This is a genomic window from Variovorax sp. P4_B10 (genome assembly GCF_056402375.1).
In genome coordinates, this window is sequence record NZ_JBFUHN010000021.1 from 1 (window position 1) to 14,313 (window position 14,313).

Genomic DNA, 14,313 nt, shown 5'->3' on the forward strand with positions numbered 1-14,313 from the left:
TAACGGCCCAGCCACTTCCTGGCCGTGACTGCGCTGACCCCCTGCATGGCCGCTGCTTCTGCGGCGGATACGCCACGTTGAGTGATGGCTTGAACCATCTCCAGTCGCCGTACGTACGTCAATCGGGCATTCTTATGGGTGTTCATCCGGATTTGGGCTCTGAGTGAGTTGGGGGTTTGGCGATTCCCAGTCTCTCAAAACCACTCCGGGTGAACACCCGCAACAACCTATTGAAGCATCACACCTAGGCCGCGCTGGGGGACATTCGCGGAGCAAGGTACCCCGTCGGCGTGAGCGCGCCCTGAACAATGCCCCCAATGTGGCCCCAAATAGAGACCCCGCCGCTCAGTTCTGCGCCACGCGCACCCAGCGCTGTGTCTTGCCGAACAGCGGCAGTCCGACATACGCGTGGAGCAGCAGTTCTCCCGCAGCGTTGCTGGCAGTGCTGACCGACATGTTGCAGCTGTAGGTCTTGCCGTTCTCGCGGTTGTAGATCTGCCCGGCCCATTCGGTGGGCGGCCGGGCGGGGTCGGCTGCATCCGCGGGCTTGAAGTCCTGCAGCAGCGTCATGCCCAGGGCCGGGCGGTTGTCGGCGGGTTGCATGTCGCCGCCGCCCGGGGCCATCGAGCGGTTGCCGAGGACCTTGGTGACGGTGCCGCACAGCGCGGTGCCGCACGATGCGACCTCTACTTCGAGGTTGCCGTTCGCGGTGATCCAGCGACCGCGTGGATCGGTTGCCTCGGAAGATTGCGCCTGCGCGGCGCAGACTGCGGTCAGCAGCAGGACGGCGGCCAGCGCGCGGCCTGGACGATGGAACGAGTGCATGGTCATGGCGGGCTTCGTATCGAGTGAATGAAGCACTCATTGCATCGCAGCACGCGCCTTCGAGTGTGTCAGGACACCCACTGAATGGTCGCGCTCCGTATCTGGCCGGGCGCCAGACAAGGTGCGATACAAATCTGCGCCGCTCAGCCCGCCGCCGTTGCCTGTGCACGGGCCTCCAGCGCCCGATAGAAGAAGGTGGTGCTGCACAGCCCGCCCTCCGGGAGCAAGGCGAATCCGGGGACCACGCCTACGCGCTGCCAGCCCATGCGGGCGTAGAGCCGCTCGGCTTCGGCGCTCGATGTGTCGAGCACCAGCAGCGTCTTGCGGTGTTCGCGCGCCTGTTGCTCGGCCGCCTGCATCAGCAGCGCGCCGATGCCCCGGCGCCGCGCCCTGCGGTGCACGAGCATCTTCGCCACCTCGGCGCGGTGCGGCTGGTTCTCGGGTTGTTCGAGCACGAGCTGCACCGTTCCCACGAGACCCTCGGCGTCTTCGGCCACCAGCAACGCACGCTCGCCGCGCGCCACGCTGTCGGCCACTTTCCGCCAGAACGCGAGGGCGCGCTCGCGCGTCAGCGGCAGCATGAAGCTCACCGACGCGCCGCCCTCGACGCAATCGATCAGCAGGTCGGCCAGCGACTGCACTTGGGCATCGCTCACCGTCGGAAGGACACGGATGCGGGGCGCTTCGGTCGTCGTCATGTTCATCTCCAGGAAGAAGGTGCCGTGGCGATCACGACGGCATAGCGCGCGGTCTTGCGCGTGGGGTTGTGATAGCTCACCGGATGGTCGAGCGACAGTGCCAGGCAGTCGCCTGCGTCGAGCCGGTGGAGGTCGTCGCCCACCGTGACCTCGATGCGGCCTTCGAGCACCCACACCTGTTGATGGATGCGGGGTTCGCGCGCGCCGGTTTCGTAGGCCACGCGGGCCTTGGGCGGGAAGTTCACCTCGACGATCCGGATGGGCGACACGGCGCCGCCGGGCGACACGTTTCTTCGCACGTAGCCGGAATGGGGGTCGCGCCACTGCAGCTGGTCGGCCAGGCGCGACACGGGACTGGCGGCGGGTTCGGTGTCGTCGAACAGCGAGGCGAGCGGAACGCCGAGGCCGGTGGCAAGTTTTTCGAGCAGCACGGCCGTCGGACTGCTCTCGCCACGCTCGATCAGAGAGATCATGGAGCGGCTGACGCCGCAATGCGTGGCCAACGCATCGAGCGACAGTCCGCGGGACGCGCGGAGGTCGCGCACGCGCTGGGCAATGCGGTCGTTCAGGGTGGCTGCCGGGGGTGGCGATGATTCCTTCATATTGGATGAAATATCTAATAAAAAGGAAACAGAGTCAATCACGGCGGGCCTATCCCGGCTGCACGATTTAGTGATTTGTTCTGCCATTCACAAACTCTTCGAACAAACATTCGTCATAGAGGTTGAGATCATTCAACATATCACCAGCACGGACCCGACATGCGCGCCATCAGCTCCGACCCTCTTCCTTCTTCGTTCACCGCCTTTGCCGACGGACTTTCAGCGCCTTCGGCACTGCGCGCGCCGATCACGGCCGCCTACCGGCGCCCCGAATCCGAAGCGATACCGCCCCTGCTGGAACAGGCACGCCTGCCGGCCGGCCAGGCCGAGGACGCCCATGCCCTCGCCCACAGGATTGCCCGGCAACTGCGCGCGCGCAAGAACGCCAGCGGCCGCGCCGGCCTCGTGCAGGGCCTGCTGCAGGAGTACGCGCTGTCGTCCCAGGAAGGCGTCGCGCTGATGTGTCTCGCGGAAGCCTTGCTGCGCATCCCCGATGCCGAGACGCGCAACGCGTTGATCCGCGACAAGATCGCCCACGGCCAGTGGCAGTCGCATGCGGGCCGCAGCCCCTCGGTCTTCGTCAACGCCGCGACCTGGGGTCTGCTGCTGACCGGCAAGCTCGTGGCCACGCACAGCGAAACGGGCCTCTCGAGCACTCTCACCCGCCTGATCGGCAAAGGCGGCGAACCGCTGATCCGCAAGGGCGTGGACATGGCGATGCGCATGATGGGCGAGCAGTTCGTCACCGGCGAGACGATCGCGCAGGCGCTGGACCATGCGAGCGAACTCGAGGCCGTTGGCTTTCGCTATTCCTACGACATGCTCGGCGAGGCGGCACTCACCATGGAGGATGCCAGGCGCTACCGCATCGCGTACGAGGAAGCGATCCACGCCATCGGCAAGGCCTCCGACAACCGCGGCGTGTACGAAGGCCCGGGCATCTCCATCAAGCTGTCGGCGCTGCACCCGCGCTACAGCCGTGCGCAATACGCGCGCGTGATGGCCGAGCTGTACCCGGTGCTGCGCGACCTCACGCTCCTGGCACAGCAGTACGACATCGGCCTCAACATCGATGCCGAAGAAGCCGACCGCCTCGAACTCTCGCTCGACCTGCTGGAGCGGCTGTGCTTCGAGCCGGCGCTGGCGGGCTGGAACGGCATCGGCTTCGTGATCCAGGGCTACCAGAAGCGCTGCCCCTTCGTGATCGATTTCGTGATCGACCTCGCGCGCCGCAGCCGGCACCGGCTGATGGTGCGTCTGGTGAAGGGCGCGTACTGGGACAGCGAGATCAAGCGCGCGCAGATCGACGGCCTCGACGGCTACCCCGTCTACACGCGCAAGGCCTACACCGACGTGTCGTACCTGGCCTGTGCGCGCAAGCTGCTCGGCGCGCCCGAGGCGGTCTACCCGCAGTTCGCGACCCACAACGCCCACACGCTCGCCGCGATCTACACGATGGCGGACCCGGCGCGCTACCAGCCGGGGCAGTACGAGTTCCAGTGCCTGCATGGCATGGGCGAGCCGCTCTACGAACAGGTGGTCGGCCCGCTGGGGCGGCCCTGCCGCATCTACGCACCCGTGGGCACGCACGAGACGCTGCTCGCCTACCTGGTCCGGCGGTTGCTCGAGAACGGCGCCAACACCTCGTTCGTCAATCGCATCGCCGACCCGACCATCCCGCTCGAAGCCCTGGTGGAAGACCCCGTCGCCACGGTGGAGCGCATGGCCGTGCAGGAAGGCACTGTCGGCCTGCCGCATCCATCCATCCCGCTGCCCGCGGCGCTCTACGGAAAGCAGCGCGCCAACTCGCAAGGGCTCGACCTGGCGAACGACGACAGCCTGCGCAGGCTGGGCCGCACGCTTCAGGCCACCGCCGCAGAGCCATGGCGCGCGCAGCCCCTGCTCGCCGACGAAGCCTCGGCGGACGGCGAAGCCTCCGGCAGCTGGGCCGACGTGCTGAACCCTGCAGACCATCGCGACGTCGTCGGCCAGGTGCGGGAGGCGACGCTGGCCGATGTCGAATTGGCCGTGGCACAGGCCCGAGGCATTGCCCAACCATGGGCGGCAACGCCACCTGCGGAACGCGCCGCCCTGCTGGAGCGTGCGGCCGACCTGCTCGAGGGCCAGCAGCCTCGCCTGCTCGGCCTGCTGGCGCGCGAGGCCGGAAAGACCTGTGCCAATGCCATCGCCGAAGTGCGCGAGGCGGTGGACTTCCTTCGCTACTACGCCGCACAGGCGAGGACCGATTTCTCGAACGACACGCACCGCGCGCTCGGGCCGATGGTCTGCATCAGTCCGTGGAATTTCCCGCTCGCGATCTTCACCGGCCAGGTGGCTGCCGCGCTCGCCGCAGGCAACCCCGTGCTGGCCAAACCCGCCGAGCAGACGCCGCTCGTCGCCGCCGAGGCGGTTCGCGTACTGTGGCAGGCCGGCGTGCCTCGCGCCGCCGTGCAGCTTCTGCCCGGCCGCGGCGAGACGGTGGGTGCCGCGCTGGTCGCGGATGCCCGGGTGCAGGGCGTGATGTTCACGGGCTCGACCGACGTCGCGCGCATCCTGCAGAAGACGCTGTCGGCGCGGCTCGGCGCCAACGGAATGCCCGTCCCGCTCATCGCAGAAACGGGCGGCCAGAACGCGATGATCGTCGACTCGTCCGCGCTGGTCGAGCAGGTGGTCACCGACGTGATGGCCTCCGCCTTCGACAGCGCCGGCCAGCGCTGCTCCGCGCTGCGCGTGCTGTGCGTGCAGGAAGAAGCGGCCGACCGGTTGATCGGGATGCTCAAGGGTGCCATGGCCGAAAGCTGCATCGGCAACCCCGCGCGGCTGGCCGTCGACGTGGGCCCGGTGATCGATGCCGAAGCGCGCGACGGCATCGAGCGCCACATCGCCACCATGCGCAGCCGTGGCCGCAGGGTCTATCGGCAAGGACGGGAGTTCGACCACGACACGCGCCAGGGCACCTTCGTGATGCCGGCGCTGATCGAGCTCGACAACATCGCGGAGCTGCAGCGCGAAGTGTTCGGTCCGGTGCTTCACCTGGTTCGCTACCGCCGCCGCGACCTGGGCGCGCTGATCGGCCAGATCAACGGCACGGGTTACGGCCTCACGCTGGGCGTGCACACGCGCATCGACGAGACGATCGCGCAGATCGTGGATCACGCCAAGGCGGGGAATGTCTATGTCAACCGCAACATCGTCGGTGCCGTCGTGGGCGTGCAGCCGTTCGGCGGCGAGGGGCTGTCGGGCACGGGGCCGAAAGCGGGCGGGCCGCTCTACATGGTTCGCATGCTGTCGAAGCGGCCGGACGATGTGCTGGTTCGCGCCATCGCGGATGCGGACGCGAACCATGCGGCATCGGCACCCAACGCCGACCTGTCCGCACTGGACCGATGGGCCGAAGCGACGGATCGCCCGGCTTTGGCAGCGCAATGCAAACGCTTCGGCGCGCTGTCGCGTTCCGGCAGCTCGCGCACGCTGGCCGGCCCCACGGGCGAGCGCAACGTCTACACGCTGCAGCCGAGAGAGGCCGTCCTTTGCCTGGCCGGCACCGAAGCGGACCGGCTGGTGCAGCTGGCCGCGGTGCTCTCGGTGGGCAGCACCGCGATCTGGCCCGCGGACGCCGGTGCGCAAGGCCTTCGCGCATCGCTGCCGACCGACGTGCAGCAGTCGGTGGCCATCGCGAACGACTGGACTTCCGAGACGGTCGCCTTCGACGCCGTTCTGCATCACGGCGATGCCGACAGCCTGGCGAGCGTCGTTCAGCGCGTCGCGTCGAGGCCGGGCCCGATCGTCGGCGTGCGCGCATTCGCGCCGGGCGACGCCGGCATTCCGCTCGAAAGCCTCGTGGTGGAACGTGCGCTCAGCATCAACACGGCAGCAGCCGGCGGCAATGCGAGCCTGATGACCATCGGCTGATGCGCGTTTTTGCCGCCCTGCCCTCGGCAGCCTATTGATCGAACGCCGGGTCGATCGGCACGCGATAGCCGTTGACCAGCCGGTTGGTCTCGTTGGCCATGCCGACCACGCCCATGAGCTCGGCGAACATCTCCGGCGTCATGCCGGCCTTGGCCGCGCCGGCGTGGTGGCTCGCGATGCAATAGCCGCAGTTGTTCGTGACGCTGACGGCGAGGTAGACCATCTCCTTCACCACCGGGTCGAGCGCGCCGGGCGCCATCACTTCCTTGAGGCTGCGCCAGGTGCGCTTCAACGTCGCGGGATCGTTGGCCAGGTACTTCCAGAAATTGTTGACGTCCGGCACGTTGCGCGACGTCTTGATGTCGTCGAACACGGCCTTGACCTCTTCGGATGCGGCCGCGTATTCGATCGGTTGGGGTTTCATGGCATCTCCTGTATCAGGGGAGATTAGACAGCGCGAAACACTTCCGGAAAATCGCCCGTCTTCTGCCCGTCATGCCATGCGAGGCCGGCGGTCTCCAGCGGCCCGCGCCCCTGGGGCGGGCGATGCCTCAGGGTGAGCTCATCGTCGGCGTAGAGGATGGCAAAGGCGCGGCGCTTCTCCTTGAAATTCACGCCGGGACCGGCGTGATGCAGCGAGCGGTAGTTGAAGACCACCACGTCGCCCGGATCCACCTCGTAGCCCACGATGTCGAAGGCACTGCGATTGGCTTCGATGTCCGGCAGCGCGGGCCTGTCGTCGTCGCTGGCCTCCAGGTAGCTGAACTGCAGTTCGCGAGGAATGCCCTCGTGCTCCTGCGGCACCTCGATCCTGCTGGTTCGCCCGTATTCCATCTTCCAGAGGTGCGAGCCGCGCACCACCTCGAGCGCCGTCTCGCGCGGCATGTGGTCCACCGGCATCCACACACGGACGATGCGGTGGCTGTCCGCAATGCCGTAGGACGTGTCCTGGTGCCAGGGGGTTTCGGCCACGGGACCGCGGCCCTTGTAGAACAGCTGGTCGTAGATCCAGCGCAACCGCCTCGTGACGGTCAATTGCTTGGCAATCTCACCCGCACCGGACTCGAACACCACGCGCTTGAGCATGCCGTTCTCCATGGAAGGCATCTGGTCGATCAGCAGATAGAGCGGGTCGGCATCCACCACGGTCGCGTAGGGGGAAGGCGCCTGGCGCTGCTGCTCGATGCCGTCCTGTGCCAGCTTGATCCATTCCGGCGAAATGATCTTGCGCAGGCAGACGACACCATCCCTCAGGAACCGAAGGCGCTCTTCGATGCGTACGTCGCGGAGCAAGGGATTGTTCATAAGGGGATCTCCAAGGGCGGCCCGCCTGGTGTCAGGCGCGCTCCCCCGTCGTTCGCATGAAAAAGAACAGCCAGGCGATCATCAGCGCCGCCATGCAGGCGAAGCCCAGGGTCATGGCATGGACGGTCTGGATGTAGGAGACCGGTGGCTTGGCCATGAACATGGAAATGGCGAACACCACGGCACCGACGATCGAACACAGCAAGAGGGCTCCGGGGCGGGAGGCTGCCCTGAAGCCCGTCCTCAAGCACATCGTGAGGCCGAAGATCGCAGGGGCGTAATAGAAGGGAGAAAAATCCATTTCCCTGTAGTTTTCGCCGAATGCCAGGACCACGAGGTGAGGCCCCAGCAGGCCCAGCAGGACCCCGGCGCCTTCGGCAACCAGGAATCCGAGCAGGACGAATTTGATGAACAGCCGAAAGGCGATTTTTCTGTCTGCGGAATGCCAGTTCGCAGCCAATTGCGGCAGCAGGTAGTAGCCAAGCGCCGCCAGCACATACTGCATCGGCAACAGGAACGTGATGTAGATCTTGAGCAGTCCGCCCTGTTCTGCGTCCGCCGAAGACCCCAGCAGCAATATGGCGCCGCCCGTCATGATCCAGCTCATGAACTGGGAGAGACTCGCCTTCCAGCCATAAGCCATGGACTCCTTGACCGTCAATCCCTGCGTGCTTTTTGCCGCCGGGAGCGGAAGAACCACATTGCCGATGTTCTTGATGACCAGAAAAAAGAACGGGATTTGAATGATGGAAATCAGCAGCAAGGCTTCCGTCCATGCTGCAGGCTTTCTGGCAGCCAGGACAGCAACATATCCCGCCCCGATCAGCGCACCGGATATGCAGAGCGTCGCGTAGCGCCGCCCCGTCAACAGGAGGCTGCGGGAAATCCAGAATATCTCGTAGCCAGCGATCAAGGCGACACCCACCCAGGCCACCCGGCCAGGAAATGCCGCCAACTGCCAGATCAGGAAACCAAGCAATGAAAAGAGAACGACGCAGGCCCAGGCCAGCCACGCCGCGGAGCGGCTCGCATAGTGCCGCTTGATGAGCAGCGGTTCATGCACCATGGCCGTGTGCAGGATGTATTGAAAACTGACGACGGCCAGGAATGCAGAGGCAATGCCAAAATCTGCCGGCGAGAGCACGCGGGCCAGCGCGAAACTCAATAACAGCTGACTTGCACTGTAGATGCATTGATCTGCAACGGCATATATCGGACCGCCAAGTCGTCTTTTGATCCCGGACAGGTACTTCATTCCATCTAGTCTGAGATCGAGAGCAAGACGGGATAGACGGTTGCCTTGGCAGAAAATCCTCCGTCGCTCCAATTTCCACAGCTTCCCCGGCGCATCTGCGGGAAGAACTCAACCAGCGTGCATTTCTTTCCCTTGGCTGCAGGGATCGAGACGGCTTTTTCCGAATTCTGCGTCCAGACCACATGCAGCAGGGCGTCGCCGCGGCTCAGCACGAGCTTGCTCACGCCCGCGCCATCCTGGTATGAAACCTTTTTGGAATGCCTGGCAATCTTGAGGAATTCGGTCAGCGCGGAATAGGCTTCTTTTTTCTCTCCGGCGTTCGACTTGAGTCCGAAGTTGTCTTCCTTCGAAAATGAAGACTGGCCCCTGTCGCGCCAGGAGTAAAGGTTCAGGAGCTTGATGCCGGCAGCCGCATTGATCAGGTACTCCCTGAAGATCAATGAAGCCTGCATGCCCTGGTTGCGAACCGGCAGGTACGACGCGTAGCCCCATTCCGAAACCACGATGCCTGTTTTCTTCAGCTGGAACTGGTCCAGTTGCGCGCGCAGCTTCTCGTAGTCGGCCAGCGCCGTCTCGGGAACGGAGCGGTACGGGTGGATCGAGATATCCGTCAGACAGTCGGTCTTGGCCGCCGAGACGAATGCGTTTTCAAGCTGCGGAGGCACCTTTCCGCCTGCGAATGGCAACTTCGCGAAGCCGAACCCGACAACGATGTTGGGTTGAACCGGCAGCCGCGCCAGGCTGCTGCACAGTTCCGAGGACGCGGTTTCGAAATTCGGAAGAAGACCGGGCTTCAGGAATGTCTTGTTGTCAGGCTCGTTCCATATCTCCCAGACGGCAACGTCGGCCGTGTGCGCCTTGACGAAATCGGTCGCAAACTCCGAGAACAGGCTCTCCCTGCGCTTTCCGGGGGCCAGGTCTTCGGGGTTGTGCCCCCAGATCTCCTGGCCTCCGAACAAGGTCACGATCGCTTCGAGCCTGGCGTTTCTCACGCGCTTGATCAGGCGCGCATAGTCGATGAGGCCGGGATTGACGCTTTTCAACGGGGGCCGCACGCCGAATCGCACGAACTCGAAACCGGCCGCCCGTATTTCGTTCAGGTCTTCGTCGGTGATCGACGCGGGATCGATCTGCACGCTCAGGGCGACCGGGTATTCGGTGGTCAGTCCGCCGACGCCTCTGGCAACGGCCGGACAGACGAATGCCGCCATCGCCATGAGGGCACACAGCAGCCTGAAGACCTGGGAGAAGCGTCCAAAGACGCGGAGAGTGGCAGGAATCTTCATGGCAGAACCGCTTCCTTGTACAAATTGACGATGGCGGTGTTCATGCGCTGCGAGGTGAAGTTTTCTTCGAAAATCTTCCGCCCTGTCCGCCCCATCTTCTGCAGGGCTTCACCGGGAATGCTGTCGATTTCCCGAAGCATCTGATCCATCTCGTCCAGCGAAAAGAGACGCCCGCTCTCTTCGTTCTTGACGATGTCGATGAGGCCACCGACAGCGGATGCAAAGACGGCCTTGCTCCTCGCCATGGCCTCGACCGCCACCAATCCGAAACCTTCCCATCTCGACGGAACGATGATGGCGTCGCAGGATTTGTAGACGGCGTCCAGCTCTTCTTTTTCCAGCCAGCCCCTGAATTCGACCTGTTCGGACTGGGCAAGATGAAGATCGTTTCGGACGGCCTCGCCGACAACGATCAACCTGAAGTTCGGCTGGACCCTGCTGTAGGAGTCGAGCAAGGCATCGATTCCCTTTTGCCGATCCAATCGGCCGACGAACAGGATTTCCCGCGACTTGTTTCTTGACTCCTGAACAAGCGACTGGCCCTGCCCGGAATCGATCGAATCAATTCCGTTGGGAATGCATCTGCATCGCTTGATGCCGAATTTCTCCGCGATCCGGGTCTCATGGTGGCTGATGCAAATGATTGCGTCGCTCCGCCACGAAAGCAGTCTCTCGATCCAGCGGTAGATCAATTTCTTGTGTTGAGACGCGGCCTGATCGAATGCCCAGCCGTGAGAGCAATAGACGATTTTGACCTCGCCGGGTATCTGGCCGAGCAGCGCCATGGAGCGAACGATCCCTCCGGCAATCGAGCTGTGCAGATGAAGGACCGCCGGACGCTCCAGCGCGATGATCCTCTTGACCCGGGCGGCGTAGCTCAGCAGGGACAAAGGGCTGCGGGCCGTCGGCACGACGTGGATGTTCTCGGGATTCAGCCAGTCGACCCTGCCGGGCAGGATGAATTTCACCTGGCTGAGTTCCGGAGAATTCTTCTGGAAATTCGAAACAATGCGAAGGTAGGTTTCCAGCCCCCCTTTGAGCGTTTCGGCAACGTGCAGTACTTTCATCGATGTTCACCAATCAAATCAATGCGTGGGTTCCGGCGATGACTTCGCTTTTCAGCTCCTCCAGCCTCTTTCGATCTGTGTTTTTCTCGTTGAGCAGAATCAGCACGGAGGTCTTCAATTCCTCCAGGCGAGGGGACAAGCCGAACAAATACTGTGTCCGGCCTGTCAATTCGAAAAAGGACTCGACCTTCTTGTCCCAGTTCATCCCGATGGACGGAATGTTCAAACTGTACGCAACGATATTTGCGTGCAACCTGTGTGCCGCGATGCAGGAGCAGGCACTGATCAACGCAACAAGATCGTCCGGACGCTTCGGAACGAGAAACGAAGAACCCGGAGCGGCTGACCGCGACGAAATTTCGGCCAGAACCCTGTTGTCTTCCGAAGCACCATTCGTGAAATACAGAACCCGCGCTCCCTCCGCCCGCAAGGCATCGGCCAGCTCCGAGAAAAAATCGGCGGAACTGCCGGAGCTCGTGCTTCCGTATTCGGAATTCATGACCAGGGCATCGAGACTGCTGACGCAGATTCCGACGTCCCATTTTTTTTCGGGTGCAATCTCTTCCGAAAACGCGCTCGCACAAATCAACGCGGGATCGGGAACAACCTGGATGCTGGAGCGCGGGATTCTGAAGAAAGAATGCAGATTGCTCGCCGATTCCGAGTCGCGTGTGGCATAGAACACGGGAGCGGTGTTTTTCAGGAATTTCTTGACGAGAAGCTTTCCCCAGAAAGACCATTTGGCCGTGACACCGACCGACACCACGGCCACCCTCTTCCCGCGAAGCAGCCGGCTCAGAAGAAACAGCTTGGCGGGAAAATTCAAGGCCACGTCGCAAAACAATTGTCCTCCGCCGATGATGACCAGGTCCGCATCGCTGATTGCGGCTTGCCAGTTTTTGCGCCAGCTCAGGAAGTAATTTTTCAGGCAATACGCAAAAACGATCGCCGAGCGCAGCAGCGTCGGCAGCTTCTGGAAGAGGCCGAATGCCCCCCCGCCCCGCAGGTTGACCTCGTCGAAGGTGAGACGCCCGGCGATATCGAGAAACTCCACCCTGGCGCCCGGATACTTCAGGCCGGCAATGTGAGCCAGCGACGCCGCAATGACCCCGTCCCCCAGGTTATCGCTGAACGGCACTGCGCAAATCAGGATTTTTTTCATCTTGAGATTGGTTTGTTCTCGGAAACTCTGATGGCAACGATGTAGAGAATGACCGAGGTCAAATGCCTGGTAAAACTCCCGAGATCCGGCTCGAATATCAATTGCACGAGAATGTGCGCGACAAACAGGCTGGCGAAAAACCTCAGTTCGAACCGGTCCTCCCCTCGACGCCGCGATCTTTGCCGTGCCTTGTACAGGATGAACAGCATGGTCGCGATCATCAATTGCATGAACACGTCGCTCGCCGTCTGGAAATAAAGAACCGGTGTGATCAATACCGTGGCGGCATAGCCGTAATTGACCAGGAATCCAGCGCCGCTGCTGGGGGACGCGATGTTGGTAAACGCAGTTCTGTTGTCGCTGCCGATCTGTTCGGCATACGCATTCGAAGTGTCTCGTGGCGACTGAAGCGTTTGCAGGATGCTCGACGGTGCAGCCAGGACCGCCCCGACCACCACGATCGCAGCCAGAATGTGGTATTTGAGCGGCCGGCGCCAAAGAAAATAGACGATGAAAAACACCCCGACGATCAGCAGATAATATTGCCGGACAAATACCCCGTAAATCGCATAGAGCAAAAGGAAGGCCCAGAAAGTGAGCGTCTTCGAGGTTTGGAAATAAATTGCCGAAACGGTGATGAGCATCGTCATGATGAGCACGACCGTTTCCTTGGAGGGCGCAAACATGTTCAACATGATGCAGGGCGCTATCAACAGCAATCTCGAGAAGAAATCGCCTGCCCGCCGAATTCCGTGGGTTGCGAACATCAGAAAGATTGCGCTCACGCTGCAGGTGAAGACGTCCAGGTTGTCCACGCCGATGAGGCCGAACAAGGCAGCGGTGACCGCGAACGAGTTGTCCAGATCACCACCGGCCCCGCCGTAATTGAGGATTTCGATGATCTTTGCCGAGTCGACACTCCACTTCTCGGGCAGTGCGTCCCTGAAGTAGATATAGATGATCGCGTAGATGAACACGATCACGATTCCGGCGATCGAGTACTGATTGAAGCGCCGCGCGTTTCTTCTCGGCGCTCGTCCCGGGATGGCTGGATTCATCAGCATGGGGGTTCCAATTCGAACATTTCGAAAGCAAAATTCGTCCTGCCCACCACCGAAATCGTGTGGGATGCAAACGCCGGCCGCTTTCTAGCGCTGATGTTCTATTTATTCCTTGTCATCGGCCGGTTCGGCTGACGCCGAACACCGCGGGAACGGCGAAATTCATCGCGACCCGTGACCAATGGCAACCACCCAGATGGTCTTGAAGAAGATGTCGACGTCCTTCCCAACGGAAAGAGTCTCGACATACCTCACGTCCAACGCGACGCGCGCGTTGTAGCTCAACTGATTGCGGCCGCTGACTTGCCACAAACCCGTGATCCCCGGCCGCACGGCGCAATAGTGGGACCAATCCTGACCATAGAGATTTTTTTGCTCGAGCATGCAGGGCCGGGGGCCGATCAGGCTCATATCGCCGGTCAGCACGTTCCAGAACTGCGGCAATTCGTCGAGACTCGTCTTTCGAATGAATTTACCGAAGCGGGTGATTCGCGGATCGTCTTCGAGTTTTTGGTATTCATCCCATTGCTGGCGTGCCACGGGATTGTTCTTGAGATGCTCCTCGAGGATCTGCGCGGAATTCGGCATCATCGAGCGGAATTTATAGAACCGGAATACCCGTCCTCCCTTTCCGTAGCGTGGCTGGGAGTACAGGACAGGCGCGCCGGAACCGATCAGGACGCAGATCCCGATCAGAACGAAGAGCCAGCCGAAGGCAATGAAAAAGAACAGCGCAACGGCAATATCCACCGATCTTTTTCCGACTCGAAGCACGGTCGGATGGTGAACATGGTTCTGCGCATTGTCGCGGGGCATTTCGCCGTTGAGTTCCGAGCTGTCCCAGCCTTGCGGGACCAGCGATTCTTCGGGGCGGAGGTTTCTCATGGTTTTCTCCATCCATATCTGAAGCGAGACAAAATTTCTCTCCGAAGGACTTTCATTGCTGGCGCACCTTTCCTCATGCAAGCAAGAGCTTGCACCTCTTTGGTTATGGCCTTGATTTTTTGGCCGACACGACCCGCACAAATGCCTCGTAGGATCTGCGATGCAGAAACTATTGCGCGGCCAAATGACTCTCTGTTGACGTAGTACAAATGAACCAATCTTCATTCGTAATACGTTGTTACTCTAAATACAATT

Annotated in this window: 13 protein-coding genes; 1 reads left to right on the plus strand and 12 read right to left on the minus strand. The window is 62.0% G+C overall.

Translation table 11 applies throughout. The annotated features are described in order from the left end of the window. The 4 genes from AC1DXX_RS12205 to AC1DXX_RS12220 all read right to left on the minus strand — a co-directional run. On the minus strand, window positions 1-146 hold a 146-nt coding region (locus AC1DXX_RS12205), incomplete at its 3' end, for a leucine zipper domain-containing protein (RefSeq protein ID WP_478134538.1). Window positions 147-345: 199 nt separating this feature from the next. Further along, on the minus strand, window positions 346-831 hold the full coding sequence (locus AC1DXX_RS12210) for a DUF2147 domain-containing protein (RefSeq protein ID WP_478134464.1): 486 nt from the start codon (window positions 829-831) through the stop codon (window positions 346-348). 137 nt (window positions 832-968) lie between these two features. Continuing rightward, entirely contained in the window at window positions 969-1,529 is a 561-nt protein-coding gene (locus tag AC1DXX_RS12215; RefSeq protein WP_478134465.1) for a GNAT family N-acetyltransferase, read from the minus strand. Further along, window positions 1,526-2,125, minus strand: a complete 600-nt coding sequence (locus tag AC1DXX_RS12220; RefSeq protein WP_478134466.1) for a helix-turn-helix domain-containing protein — start codon at window positions 2,123-2,125, stop codon at window positions 1,526-1,528. Before AC1DXX_RS12220 ends, AC1DXX_RS12215 begins: the two co-directional genes overlap by 4 nt. A gap of 159 nt (window positions 2,126-2,284) precedes the next feature. Here AC1DXX_RS12220 and putA point away from each other — a divergent pair, with 159 nt between their 5' ends. Next, complete coding sequence (gene putA / locus AC1DXX_RS12225) at window positions 2,285-6,037, plus strand: trifunctional transcriptional regulator/proline dehydrogenase/L-glutamate gamma-semialdehyde dehydrogenase (RefSeq protein WP_478134467.1); 3,753 nt, start codon at window positions 2,285-2,287, stop codon at window positions 6,035-6,037. A gap of 31 nt (window positions 6,038-6,068) precedes the next feature. Here the strand turns inward: putA and AC1DXX_RS12230 are convergent, their stop codons facing one another. The 8 genes from AC1DXX_RS12230 to AC1DXX_RS12265 all read right to left on the minus strand — a co-directional run bounded on the left by AC1DXX_RS12230 (window position 6,069) and on the right by AC1DXX_RS12265 (window position 14,058). Further along, on the minus strand, window positions 6,069-6,461 hold the full coding sequence (locus AC1DXX_RS12230; RefSeq protein ID WP_478134468.1) for a carboxymuconolactone decarboxylase family protein: 393 nt from the start codon (window positions 6,459-6,461) through the stop codon (window positions 6,069-6,071). A gap of 23 nt (window positions 6,462-6,484) precedes the next feature. Continuing rightward, complete coding sequence (locus AC1DXX_RS12235; protein WP_478134469.1) at window positions 6,485-7,342, minus strand: phytanoyl-CoA dioxygenase family protein; 858 nt, start codon at window positions 7,340-7,342, stop codon at window positions 6,485-6,487. Between the two features lie 31 nt (window positions 7,343-7,373). Continuing rightward, window positions 7,374-8,597, minus strand: coding sequence for a lipopolysaccharide biosynthesis protein (locus tag AC1DXX_RS12240; RefSeq protein WP_478134470.1), 1,224 nt, complete (start codon window positions 8,595-8,597; stop codon window positions 7,374-7,376). Between the two features lie 5 nt (window positions 8,598-8,602). After that, window positions 8,603-9,883: a hypothetical protein gene (locus AC1DXX_RS12245; protein WP_478134471.1), complete on the minus strand. Its 1,281-nt coding sequence runs from the start codon at window positions 9,881-9,883 to the stop codon at window positions 8,603-8,605. Continuing rightward, on the minus strand, window positions 9,880-10,950 hold the full coding sequence (locus tag AC1DXX_RS12250) for a glycosyltransferase (protein WP_478134472.1): 1,071 nt from the start codon (window positions 10,948-10,950) through the stop codon (window positions 9,880-9,882). Before AC1DXX_RS12250 ends, AC1DXX_RS12245 begins: the two co-directional genes overlap by 4 nt. A gap of 13 nt (window positions 10,951-10,963) precedes the next feature. Then, window positions 10,964-12,112 carry a polysaccharide pyruvyl transferase family protein gene (locus tag AC1DXX_RS12255; protein WP_478134473.1) on the minus strand — a complete coding sequence of 383 codons (1,149 nt, stop codon included), beginning with the start codon at window positions 12,110-12,112 and terminating at the stop codon, window positions 10,964-10,966. Beyond that, the gene (locus AC1DXX_RS12260) at window positions 12,109-13,176 is read right to left on the minus strand and encodes a hypothetical protein (RefSeq protein ID WP_478134474.1); all 1,068 of its coding nucleotides are present in this window, start codon (window positions 13,174-13,176) and stop codon (window positions 12,109-12,111) included. The genes AC1DXX_RS12255 and AC1DXX_RS12260 overlap by 4 nt, the downstream gene beginning before the upstream one ends. Before the next feature lie 159 nt (window positions 13,177-13,335). Beyond that, window positions 13,336-14,058, minus strand: coding sequence for a sugar transferase (locus AC1DXX_RS12265; protein WP_478134475.1), 723 nt, complete (start codon window positions 14,056-14,058; stop codon window positions 13,336-13,338). Window positions 14,059-14,313: the final 255 nt, after the last annotated feature.